Source organism: Pseudopedobacter beijingensis (assembly GCF_042678145.1).
Lineage (GTDB): Bacteria > Bacteroidota > Bacteroidia > Sphingobacteriales > Sphingobacteriaceae > Pseudopedobacter > Pseudopedobacter beijingensis.
This window is the reverse complement of sequence record NZ_JBHUDG010000040.1, coordinates 21,217-33,109: the sequence shown is the minus strand read 5'-3', so window position 1 is coordinate 33,109 and position 11,893 is coordinate 21,217. Positions and strand designations below refer to the sequence as shown.

The 11,893-nt window shown below is 37.5% G+C and carries 13 protein-coding genes and 1 tRNA gene; 7 read left to right on the top strand and 7 right to left on the bottom strand.

All coding sequences use genetic code 11. The annotated features are described in order from the left end of the window. Positions 1-1,076: 1,076 nt before the first annotated feature. Positions 1,077-1,149 (top strand) — tRNA-Lys (locus ACFSAH_RS14645). On the opposite strand, the gene ACFSAH_RS14640 is transcribed toward ACFSAH_RS14645, so the two are convergent. Beyond that, positions 1,103-2,686: a recombinase family protein gene (locus tag ACFSAH_RS14640; RefSeq protein ID WP_379663480.1), complete on the bottom strand. Its 1,584-nt coding sequence runs from the start codon at positions 2,684-2,686 to the stop codon at positions 1,103-1,105. The genes ACFSAH_RS14645 and ACFSAH_RS14640 overlap by 47 nt on opposite strands. Before the next feature lie 26 nt (positions 2,687-2,712). Further along, positions 2,713-2,874, bottom strand: a complete 162-nt coding sequence (locus ACFSAH_RS14635; RefSeq protein WP_379663478.1) for a hypothetical protein — start codon at positions 2,872-2,874, stop codon at positions 2,713-2,715. Between the two features lie 645 nt (positions 2,875-3,519). Here ACFSAH_RS14635 and ACFSAH_RS14630 point away from each other — a divergent pair. The 6 genes from ACFSAH_RS14630 to ACFSAH_RS14605 all read left to right on the top strand — a co-directional run bounded on the left by ACFSAH_RS14630 (position 3,520) and on the right by ACFSAH_RS14605 (position 8,108). After that, complete coding sequence (locus ACFSAH_RS14630) at positions 3,520-4,053, top strand: antirestriction protein ArdA (RefSeq protein WP_379663477.1); 534 nt, start codon at positions 3,520-3,522, stop codon at positions 4,051-4,053. A 464-nt stretch (positions 4,054-4,517) separates the two neighbouring features. Continuing rightward, a complete protein-coding gene (locus ACFSAH_RS14625) occupies positions 4,518-4,796 on the top strand; it encodes a transposase (RefSeq protein WP_379663476.1) in 279 nt (92 codons plus the stop codon). Next, on the top strand, positions 4,793-5,644 hold the full coding sequence (locus ACFSAH_RS14620) for an IS3 family transposase (protein WP_379663475.1): 852 nt from the start codon (positions 4,793-4,795) through the stop codon (positions 5,642-5,644). Before ACFSAH_RS14625 ends, ACFSAH_RS14620 begins: the two co-directional genes overlap by 4 nt. Before the next feature lie 117 nt (positions 5,645-5,761). Beyond that, on the top strand, positions 5,762-6,853 hold the full coding sequence (locus ACFSAH_RS14615; protein WP_379663474.1) for a TIR domain-containing protein: 1,092 nt from the start codon (positions 5,762-5,764) through the stop codon (positions 6,851-6,853). Positions 6,854-6,873: 20 nt separating this feature from the next. Next, on the top strand, positions 6,874-7,665 hold the full coding sequence (locus tag ACFSAH_RS14610; protein ID WP_379663473.1) for a hypothetical protein: 792 nt from the start codon (positions 6,874-6,876) through the stop codon (positions 7,663-7,665). An 11-nt stretch (positions 7,666-7,676) separates the two neighbouring features. Next, on the top strand, positions 7,677-8,108 hold the full coding sequence (locus ACFSAH_RS14605) for a hypothetical protein (RefSeq protein ID WP_379663472.1): 432 nt from the start codon (positions 7,677-7,679) through the stop codon (positions 8,106-8,108). Positions 8,109-8,118: 10 nt separating this feature from the next. Here the strand turns inward: ACFSAH_RS14605 and ACFSAH_RS14600 are convergent, their stop codons facing one another. From ACFSAH_RS14600 to traN, 5 genes are all read right to left on the bottom strand, one after another. Further along, positions 8,119-8,511, bottom strand: coding sequence for a DNA-binding response regulator (locus ACFSAH_RS14600; RefSeq protein WP_379663471.1), 393 nt, complete (start codon positions 8,509-8,511; stop codon positions 8,119-8,121). Between the two features lie 339 nt (positions 8,512-8,850). Continuing rightward, entirely contained in the window at positions 8,851-9,423 is a 573-nt protein-coding gene (locus tag ACFSAH_RS14595; protein WP_379663470.1) for a GIY-YIG nuclease family protein, read from the bottom strand. Positions 9,424-9,862: 439 nt separating this feature from the next. Next, the gene (locus ACFSAH_RS14585; RefSeq protein WP_379663479.1) at positions 9,863-10,261 is read right to left on the bottom strand and encodes a DUF3872 domain-containing protein; all 399 of its coding nucleotides are present in this window, start codon (positions 10,259-10,261) and stop codon (positions 9,863-9,865) included. Positions 10,262-10,320: 59 nt separating this feature from the next. Continuing rightward, positions 10,321-10,878 carry a conjugal transfer protein TraO gene (locus ACFSAH_RS14580; protein WP_379663469.1) on the bottom strand — a complete coding sequence of 186 codons (558 nt, stop codon included), beginning with the start codon at positions 10,876-10,878 and terminating at the stop codon, positions 10,321-10,323. A 98-nt stretch (positions 10,879-10,976) separates the two neighbouring features. Further along, positions 10,977-11,879 carry a conjugative transposon protein TraN gene (gene traN / locus ACFSAH_RS14575; RefSeq protein WP_379663468.1) on the bottom strand — a complete coding sequence of 301 codons (903 nt, stop codon included), beginning with the start codon at positions 11,877-11,879 and terminating at the stop codon, positions 10,977-10,979. Between the last annotated feature and the right edge of the window lie 14 nt (positions 11,880-11,893).

Genomic DNA, 11,893 nt, shown 5'->3' with positions numbered 1-11,893 from the left:
CTCACTCCCTGAACCTCGTTTTTCAGTACCGGATCGCTCCGGATTCCCGTCCTTGCGATCGGGAGTGCAAAGGTAAGAACTTTTTTGTTCGGTGCAAGTTTTTTTAACTTTTTTTTTCTAAGCTACCAAAACCTGTTTAAATGGCTCCTTAAAGGTAACTCCAGGCACCGAGCTTCACCCTTCTTCCTCTTTGCTTCATGTCAACCTTCCTCTCCTGCCCTTCCCCTCTTTAAAACCCTTTTCCTTGCGATTGGGAGTGCAAAAGTAGATATTTATTCTATACCAGCAAACTTTTTATTGCCTTTTTTTATAACTATTCACCAACTCATTGACTAAGAATGTGTTATTTTTTCGGTTAATACCTCTCGAGCTCTCTAGTTACCCTACCATATACAATATATAACTAATAAACGCTCTTAATATATATACAAGAATAACAGAAACTGATAAATAGATACTGATTTAGCCTAATCACTTATCAAAATTTGCCCTCTGAATAAATCATCAGTCCAAAATCAAAACCGTATGTTCATTTAAAATGAGTAAATTTTCATTCTTAAAATAAATCCAATAGTATATATACTAAATAATACAATTTTATTTTAGAACTGTACCTATGATCTTCCTTTATTCCACGGCAACTGTTTTTATTAGTTGATATATTATCTATCTTTCTAATCTGACATCATGTATTCCCTATTATATAATATACTAAAACAACTTACCTCTAACTTATTTCAGAATGTTCAATAGAACAAAAGCCAATGAACAGATTAATTCCAATATTCCTGACCCTCCCCTGATTTATATATAATATCAGGAATATGTGTAGCTAATCTTCATGTTTTTACAATAATTTCCCTCAACCCCGTAATAATGGTTTTATCTAATGCTAAATAATAGCATACAATCCTTATTAAGGATATTATTGCTACTAAATTTTCATTTTTTTAATCTGATATATAAACAGTTAAATACTATTATTCATTTTTAACCCCAATTTATTTGGAAAAAGCGATTCTATCCCCTACTTTTGCATCACTTTAAACGAAACGGTTAACGTTTTTATAAAGTAAGATTCCGTAGCTCAGCTGGTAGAGCATTACACTTTTAATGTAGTGGTCCTGGGTTCGAATCCCAGCGGGATCACCTCTTGGGACAAGTCTAAAAAAGAAAGACTTGTCCCATTTTTTTTGCCTTTTAACTTACTGTTATTCTGATAGATAAGAGCAATCGCAGAATTTAGTCTCGGAGTTCGATGTTGTGTTCCGTCAAATTCCAAAAAATCGGGGAACATCGAACTCACTATAAGCCTTTTTTCCTCAATATCGCCGTTTTCATAGCGTCTATCAATGTTTGCGACCTTTTTTAAGGTGGAAGCTACTAAGTCTTTAATCTCCGTACCTACTATTGCCAAGTCGTTTAATCTTCTCTCCAAAACGTCAATCTTTCCTTTAGTCAATTTCTTTACTTCTTGGAAATCATCGTCTGCCATTTCTCCATCCGCATTCTTTAAAAGTGCATTTTGATAGCGTTTGTTCAACGCATCAATCTCACCAATGATATTTGCCCGTTCGGTATTTTGGGCTTTGGTTTTGTTGTTGAAATCTTTAATAAAGGCTTCGATAAAAACATCGACCATACCCTCTTTTGGCGACATATACCGTAATTGTTTTAAGAAAGCCTCATTGGCGGTTTCGGCTTTGAACCGTACTCCGCAGGCGGAAGTGCAATGATAGTAATTGTAGTAAACCCCCATCTTGCCTTTTGAGGCACTCCCTGTGAGCATCCTATTACAATTAGGGTTAGGACATTTAATAAACCCCCTAAGCGGTAGATTGTCCATAGCCACTATTTTAGGCTTAACCTCCCTTTTTCTCCCATCGAGAATATCCTGTACGTCCGCAAACGTCTTTTCGCTGATTAATGGCTCATGTTGTCCTTTGACAAAATATCCCTTTTCCTCTTTGTAGGGAGGAATGAATATTTTGCCACAGTACAATGGATTTCGGACAGCTACCCAAAAATTATTCTTACTGAACCGACCTTTGCCATCGGCTTTTTCCCGAAGCATCTTCCAAATCTGTTCGGTATTGAAATTATTGGCAATGATTTGTTCAAACGCCCATTTCAAAAGAGGTGCTTCTACATCATGTTGAGCAATATATTTCTTTTTATCCTCTGTCATTCTGTTGACATAGCCCAATGGCGCAGTACCCATATAACGCCCCTCTTTCTTAGCCCTACGCATCCCATGGAAAACATTCAGGGCACGTCTATCATTTTCCACCTCTGGTGAAGCAAGATAAAACGCAAGCATGATTTTGTTTTCGGGAATGGTAAGGTCTAAAGGCTGTTCTATTGCCATTGGCTCAACACCATGTTTCCGCAACTGGTTAATCATCTGATAGGCATCTCCAGCATTTCTACTGAACCTATCCCATTTGGTAAACAGTATTATTGATCCTGATTTATTGGTCTTTGTTTTCCGTAAGTTGGATAGATATGCCTGCCATTCTGGACGTTTAAAAGATTTTGCCGAGTGGTCTTCTATGTACACATCCCTTATCGGAATGCCTTTTATTTCACAATATTTTCTTAAACGATCTTCTTGGTCACGTTGCGAATACCCTTTATCCGCTTGCTCGTCTGTCGATACACGTATGTATAAATCTGCCTTTCTCATCACAACAGTTTTCCGTTTTCATTGGGTTAAAGCTTCCCTCTTAGATACTGGTTAACTGCAATGTGAGCTATCTTCTTAACAAACTCCAAAATAGCCTGTGCTTCTTCTAAATCGACCTCCGTTCCTTTCTTTTTCAAGATTTGGATAACTCTTTCGGGAGTCAAATCGTTTGTTTTTTCCTTGTCCATCCTCTGCTCATTTTAGCTTGTTAACAGTGTCATTTTAGCCTATACAAGCAAACTTATCCATTGATGAAGTGAATGTTGGGTTATGTCTTTGGGCTGAATTACTTGGCTTAGATTGGCTACGAACTTTAGAATAGCCCTAAGCACATTTACGGTGCCACGCGGTGATCTACCGTAAAAGAGCTTAGGGCTATGATTTGGAACAGGAGATAGAAAATGTCATTCCACTGCTTAGGCTGTTACACTCCTTATTTCTATCCCCTGTTGAGCTACCGACAAGAATGGAGTTTTTAAACTATTTTAAAATGGCTTTCCTCATAACTTCCACGGTTAATTTTATTTAAAAAGCGAGTATTGCCTGTTGTTCCCGTTTCATGGAGCAAAGGTATGTCCATGTTCTTAACGCAGGCAAAAGGTCAAAACATGTTTGTACAAAAATCTCCACCCTTTGGGTCGTATTTTTCTCCAAAACCTTGTGCCTGCTAAACACTTACCTTTTATGCTCCCGAAACGAAACATAGCATACTCTGGCTCTTTACACGAATAAAAAAATGTCAGGCATGAGGATCAAAGCATTGGAAATAGTATTGAAACAAAACAACAGAACCTCCTCTCATTGCCAAATAAATCAATTTAAAAAGTAAAGAAATGATACAGCAAATCAACACATCGGAAGCAAGCATATATGTTGGCACATATGCAAAATATAATAATGGTTCAATCTTCGGGGAATGGCTAAAGCTTTCCGACTATGCCGATAAAAAGGAGTTTTACACAGCTTGCAAGGAGCTACACAGAGACGAGACAGACCCCGAATTTATGTTTCAAAACTTTGAAAACATCCCGAAAGGACTAATTGACGAAAGTTGGATAAGCAATAATATATTTGAGGTTTTGGAGGCTTTGGAAGATATGGACGAGAGCCGACAAGAGGCATTTTTAATCTGGTGCAACAACGGGCATCGTAAATTATCTGAGGGCAATATTGACGACCTAATCAGCAATTTTGAAGATGACTATTTAGGCGAGTATGAGGACGAAGAAGATTTTGCTTTTGAACTGGTGGCGGAAATGGATTTACCCGAATTTGCAAAAACATACTTCGACTATAAAGCGTATGCGCATGACTTATTTTGCGGTGATTATTGGAGTGATGGCGGTCATGTGTTTTACAATACCTGATAAGATTTAACCATAGGCGACCGCTTTACAAGTGGTTGCCTATAAAAACATGATTCGGTTAAATGCTCTTACTAAAAAATCGAGGCAAAAAGGCAGATCCTCCCCAGGTCGGAACAGCCTTTTTGCGAACAGCGGAACAACTCCTTTGTAAAATGCTTCCTCTCTGTAATCCCCAACACTCGCATTTCCCAAACAAGTTGTGGACTATTATTCTACTTTCTTTCATGAGCTAATGCGAAAAAGAAAGTAGCAAAGAAACCATAAATTAACCAAAATCAATAGAGTTGAAGCCATTAGAGGCGTTTTATTTATTAAATTTGTTGTAGAATAATAGCAGTTAGACACACAACGCAATAATTCTATTTACTGGTTATAAAAAGCATAGAGTATTAAAATTGATGGGAGGTATATCATACTACCCAAATATTGGACAACTGTATAAATGTTTAAATTAGCAGTTGAAAATGAGAAAAGAACGCAGGAAATTCAGTGCCAGCTTTAAGGCGAAAGTCGCCATAGAAGCCATTAAAGAACAGCAGACCATCCAAGAGCTTGCCGTTAAATACGAGTTACACCCCACACAGATTAATACCTGGAAGCGGGAGTTTCTGGATAATGCGGAATCTGTTTTTACCACAGATAAATCTCCTGTGAATGATGATTCCAAGGAGAAGGAACTTTACTCCAAGATCGGGGAGCTACAGATACAGGTGGATTTCTTAAAAAAAGTATTGGGCAAATGAGCTTGGAAGAGAAACGCGGGCTTGTTTGCCCTTCCTATAAGAAAATGAGCGTATATAGGCAGTGTAAAGTTATTGAGTTACCGCGAAGCAGTTATTATTTTAAGCCCAAGGGAGAATCGCTGTTCAATCTGCAGGTTATGAATGCTATAGACCGTAAGTTTCTGGACTGTCCCTTCTACGGGGTAGAGCGCATGACGGACTATCTGAGGCAGGATCTGGGCTATTTCGTTGGGCAGAAGCGTGTCCGGAGGCTATATAAGCTCATGAACCTGAAAACCATACACCCTAAAAAGAACCTGAGCAAAGCAAATAAGGCAGACTATAAATTCCCTTACCTGCTCAGGAACCTTAAGATCGAAAGGCCTGCTCAGGTATGGCAGGCGGATATCACTTACATCCCCATGTTCAAAGGCTTCATGTATATGTTTGCTATCATCGATGTATACAGCCGAAAGATAATGGGCTGGGACGTATCCAATACAATGAATGCTGAATGGTGCAGGGATGTACTGGTAGATACGATCCAAAGGCATGGTAAGCCCGAGATATTCAATACCGATCAGGGCTCTCAGTTTACATCTGAAATTTTTGTGAGGGTACTTCAAGAAAATGAGGTGAAAATATCAATGGATGGCAAAGGTAGGGCGTTGGACAATATCTACATCGAAAGGTTCTGGGGATCGCTCAAAAGGGAGAAGATATACCTCAATCCACCCAATGGAGGTGTGGATCTGTACAGGCAGATTAAGGAATATGTATCATTTTACAACTCCGAAAGAAGGCATAAGTCCTTAGGACGAATAACACCCGATGAAAAATTCTATCAGGAAATTAAAAATGTATCGTAATTATATCTTAGTTTAGTAAAAAGTTGTCCAGCAAATAGGGAGTATCATAGTACTAAAAGACAATTCAATAGCCTATTTACCAATTTTTCCAAGAAATTCAAAAAGCCTTTTGATTTAGTGGGCAAACTAATGCCTATGGGCTTCAACGATGATACATTTCTAAAATGTTTTAAAGAACTTTATGAGTATCTATGGATTGAAATTGAATCAGAATATGCTTTTTGGAAAAAGAAAAACGAAAAGTTAATTATAGTCGGCAAAAAAAGTAGATATAATTTCCCTAAACCCGAAAAGTTTATCCTTTTAAAATCAGTCCATGTTCGAGCAAAATATCGTTTCAATCATAGCAATGGCGTTATTCTTTCTAATGCAGAACAAATTACCTTATATGACCAACTATTAGACGAAAACAAGATTAAGTTAGAAGCCAAAAGGAAAAAGCTGTTTGAAAAATTAGAATTAGTACAAGAGATAGAACCAAAATATATTCAAGAATATATAAATAGTTATTTTAAAATCCGACACACTGGACAGAACTCTATTGACAGAAAAATTGAAATAATACGAGAGGTCTCAAAGTATAAATCTGACAAAACAATTGATTTTTTTCAAAAAATAAATGCAGGAGAAAGAAACATAAGTTTGAGAAGAGAAGCGTTCACCGTCTTACAGCAACTAAATGAAAAAGTCATCCTACGAAGAAACCCTAAAGGTAAAAAGAAAGAATCCCAGACAATGAAATACCTGATTGAAGAAACCCCCGATTATCTAATTGAAAAAATCTACGAAGATAACCTTGAACAAATTAAGGACTTTGATGTATTTCTATCCCACAGCTCAAATGATAGAAAAAATGTTGTTTTGTTATATAAACTTCTTAATAAGAACCATTTTCACGTTTACATCGATTGGGTAAATGACAAATACGCCCTAAAGCGAAATCTTTTGAATAAAAACACCGCTAATGTTGTAGTCCAACGATTGAATAAATCAAAGGTTCTAATCTACTTCCACTCCGAAGAAAGCCTAAAATCACAATGGACACCGTGGGAGGTTGGCTATTTTCAAGGTATTGGGAAACAAGTTTTTGTTTATAATCCCAAAAACTTAGAATTGCCAACATTTCTCCAGATTTATCCTGCAATACATATAAGAAATTCTACTATTTTTGTCTATGATGGTAAAAATGAAACCATGTTTAAAATTTAAACCACAATAAACGAGGATATATGTATAGAGGATATAACTTAAACCTTAATTGGAACCCCAAATGCGATGATGATTTTTTTGAGGCAGGACAAGAACTCTTTTTGCAGTATGAAGAAACGGTAAAAAAAACGCTTAAAAGCTATGCTTTGAAAGAGGGTACTCTTGATGGTTCTAAGATGCAATCAAATTGGTTTCCACAAGTCAAGGCAGATATTTTTATATCTCATTCTCACCGAGACGAAAAAAGAGCAATAGCTTTAGCTGGTTGGCTTTACAAGGTCTTTGGAATAAAATCGTTTATTGATTCTTGCATTTGGGGGTATTCAAACGAATTATTGAGATTAATTGATAATAAATATTGCTTTCAAGAAAGTAGCAGGACATATAATTATAATTCAAGAAATTACTCAACAAGTCATGTTCACATGATGCTTTCTGTAGCTTTAACGATGATGATTGACCAAACTGAATGTATTTTCTTTCTTAATACTCCAAACTCTATTTCTGCTTCATCTATAATTGACAAAACTGAATCGCCTTGGATTTATTCAGAGATTGCAATGACACAAATGATTAGGAAGAAAAAACCAAGGAGACACATTAGTGGTATCGAAAAATTAGAGAAAGGTGGAAAATTAAATGAGTCTGAATTAAGAATTCAATATAATATTGATCTATCTCACCTTGTGGAAATTGATATTAATACACTCATTGATTGGAAAAAAGATTTCACTAAATCTTCATCACCAAATGCTTTAGATAAACTATATGAACTGACCCAAGATAATGATAGAAATCTTATCTTAGGTTAAAATTATAACGTATGGATAGGCAAAATATACTTAATAAAGAGATTGACTTAATACAAGGAGTAATCTCAAGAATGGCTAATAATTCTTTTCTTTTAAAGGGATGGTGTATCTCTTTAGTCGCAGTTTTATTGGCTCTTACTAAAGACACAATTGTTGCTACAGAGTTGGATTATTTTAATTTTATTCTAATTCTACCTGTTGTTGTATTTTGGTATTTAGATGCGTTCTTTTTACATAAAGAGCGGTGTTACCGTAAACTTTACGATTGGACAATCACGAATAGGATGATTTCAAATGATTTTTTATACGATTTAAATTATAAAAGATTTGAAAATGATGAAAAATCTATTTTTAAAATAATGTTTTCTAATACATTATTTCCCTTATATGGTTTAATAGCATTAATCCCTTTAGTTATAGGTATTCATAATTTAATCGTGTAAATCTTTAGAATCAGGATTGTAAGGAGTCATTGATCACCCCGTCAATGGCTTTTTTCATATCATTGCCAATCAGCACATATTTTGAAAAGCCAAGCTCTGCAAGTTCTCTGATAATTTTTTCATCATCCATATCACTATGGGCAATTAGCTTCAACGTAGGGTATTGACTTCTTAATTCCCGTAATTGCTTCATTATGCCTTTATCCGAAAAATCGAGGTCGATGATGCAGATATTGGGAGGCGATTTTAATGCTGATAGTTGATTGTTCCCATCCATCACGCTATCGGAACGAAAGATAACGTATATCCCCGAAGAAACGAGGTCATCATTCATTAAATCCATCACTGGACTTTTATCATTGATAAATGCAGTGGTAATTGGGTTTATGTTCTTAGTCTCCATATTGACGTAGTTTTACTATTTTTATGGAGTTCCTGCAATAAAAAAGCGCAGGCAACTACACTTACTCGATACTGTGGCACTGGTATACCTTATCTCCAAACAAGCGAGCGCCCACGCCTATAGCGTGAGCGTTCTTACTTATTGTCTCGGAGATATAAAAATTACCAGTTTTCAGTACCAAGACTTAAAGCAAAAACACTTTAAGTATTTTAATATTTTCTAAAAGCAAAGATAACAATGTAAATTGTGCTACACAATATCAGACCTTTGATTTTGGGAGTTTATAAACTAAAAATCCGTACAGACTATAAAATGTTCGCCAGTCTGATTTTTTAGTAATCATATCTGATTATTCTTTTTCACCTCTTGCCTGCAAATTTTTCTAAGGCTATTAAGTTGTATTGCTAAGGGGTTTAAATGTTTTGTCCTCTTATCGAGGTCTAAGGTAGGTTTAAGTCTGATAGTTACTTTTTCTTCTTCCTCTCTTAATCTTGTATTGGTTAGCAGATTTGGAGATGACCAGTACCCCATTTTCAAGTTTTCAAACATCCAAGCGGTTAGTTTTGCTTCGCCTTTTTTATCAAATTTGTATTTGTCGGCACGAAGTTTTTTAGGATTTAGGTCTCTTTTTTGTGCTGACAACTCTAATTTCGTTTTCAAAATAGCCCCTAAAGAACGCCTTAATGATGAAAACCCTGTTTGTCCATTTTTAAAATGAGTTTCAATATCTCGGCTTCTTAAACTTTTCTTAGCTATACCAACATATATTAACTGTCCTTTTCTTCCAAAAATCCCCAAATCAGTCGTTTCATCAACGTAAAAAGCATAAATCCCCATTTCATTTGGCAGATTTTCAAAATCCTTAATTGGTTTTATAGTTTTTGTTATTGCTTCTACTATATCGTCCATCATTTCATGTATAGTTGCAGGTTCTGTAATTCGATAATCTTGCTTATCGTGGGTTCTGTATTTCCATATTATGGGATGCTTTTTCTTTTGCCTTTTTCTGTCTTGAATAACTCCACAAAAAAAGCACTCCGAATATAATCAAAGCATAAGCTATCCATTTGCCCAAACGTTCAGAAGTTTTTATAATAACCGATTTCTCATAAGATGAAAAGCCCTCCGCTCCGGTTGGGCTACGCCTGTAAAACTTCCTCCGGTTAATCTAGTAGCGCAAGCCTAACCCTGCGACCAAAAAGATGATGCCGATAACCAATGATGCTCCCATGATGATAAACGCCTATATTTCAATCTTTAAAGTTACGAAATCCATTTATTTTGTTTTACCACGAAATATAGTATTGAAAAATCAAAAAATCCCACCACATTGGGTAGGATTTTTCTGTCTTTAATCACGGCTGTTAAACTGGAAACTTATCTGTTTTTCGTTCCCGAAGTTGTCCGAAATCCAAACATCAAACGACTGTGATACGGTCGATTGGGAAGTGTAATACAACCTAAACTGTGTCTGTGACAACACGTACAGGTCATTGGGCATATACGGCGGTTCGCTGTAATACCGCAATGCTCCCTGCCCGTCAAACTGGAAATAGCGGATAAAGTATTTCGCATCGCTGAAATTGCCCGACCGTTGAACGGTAATCCGTATTTCAACGATCTGCCCGTTTGTCACCTCTTTGGGTACAGGCATCACCTGTACCTCAAAAGGGTAATTCTGCCTGATGTCGAGTTCGTCTTTTTCGCACGAGGTCAGCACCACGGAGCAGACCAACATCGCCAAGAGCATGAACGATGCCTGTAAATGAAGCCTGTATTTTCTGATTAATGTTTTCATTGCAAATCATTTTAAAAGTTAAACCTTAGTCCAATCCCTGCCGATGGACGAAACTGTTTCAAATCCGTACCCCAAAGCACTTTTGTCCGCCCTTGCAGGAGCAGGACAAAACGGTCGGACAGGTACGTTTCAAGTGTGAGCCGTCCACCCGTACCATAGACAAAATTGTCTTTGTAAAGGATGGTCGAGCCGTCCGGTAGCATTGCCTCGCTTCGGTTGATGGTTTCATAGCCTCCCACGGCTGTAAGCCCTGCATTCAGTGTGATGGTCTTCCGTGCATCGCCCAATAGCTGAAGACTGTAACCCACCTCGCCCGTATAGGTTTCGAGCGGTATCTGTACATCCCTGTAATCCGAGAGCTGATGGGTGTACTCCGCACCCCATATCCAGTAATTGCCGTTCTTTCCGTTCACGGTAAGGGTCAAATTCAGATAGTAATTGTCGCTTACTTCTTTGGACAGCATACCTGCGTTTACTTCCAATCCCTTTTGTTTGGGGAGCATTCGCTGTGCCTGTACCGCCGTGATGCTCCACATGGCAAGCACCATGGCAAAAATGTATGTTTTCATCTTTATAATTTTCTTTTTAATGGTGATGAAGCTTGCATGGGTTCATATAAAATACTTTAAGGCAACCCATGCAGGTGTCATTGTTCGTTCGTTTTGGGTTAATTTATCTTTAGGTGCATATCGTTTATCAACTTAGCATTTACGAGGTCTGAATTTTCCACTTGCAATACCTGTTGTCTGCCACCGTTCTTTTCAAAAATTTCAATCACGAGTACCTTGTCATCCGTGATGGTAAACTGGTCGAGCAGGAACACGTTTTGGTCTGTCGTATTGCCCGTGATTTCACCGAGCGTTTTGTACGTCCGCAGTGGTTGCATTGCCTTTTCCTGTACCACGGTTCGCTTGGCGACTTTCTTGTCCACTACCTTGAAATTCACAAAATCAATATTGAACGGCACATTGCTTTTGTTGCGTAGTTCTGTATGGAAATAGAATTTTCCATGATGCACGTAGATACCTTTCAGCAGGAATTGTATGCCGTAGCTTTTCGACCCGATATGCTTTACAATCCGTTTGTTTTTCTTGTAAATCGTCTCCATGAGCAAGCCTGCCAGTGACGGAGAATTGCCCCCTAATTCCTCAAACAGAACATCGTTGCCGTTTTCCCTGTCCGATGCCTTTTGCATCGTCAGCAAATCATAATTCAGCGTTGAGGGATAAGCACTATAAAAGACGTTGAAATTGTAGAAACGACCATCGTCTGTAATGACGGAAAAATTGGTTTCCTCGTCAAAATCCCTTACGCTTGCCTTAATGCGCAAGACGTTTTCCGCATCTTCGGCTTTGCCTGCGATAAGGTATTCACTGCCCAAATCCACGTAGCGGATAGCGGACGGGAATATCAGATGCGAGGTTTTGCTGTACGTCACCTGCATTTCGTAAGGCTCTACCTTACCCATGCTCAATTTTGTGGTATTGGATGCAACTTGCTGTGCATTTGCGCCTATGATAAATACGGTCAAACAGACCATTGCCAAGAGGCTTTTAAATATTGCGTTCATATCGTTATAATTTT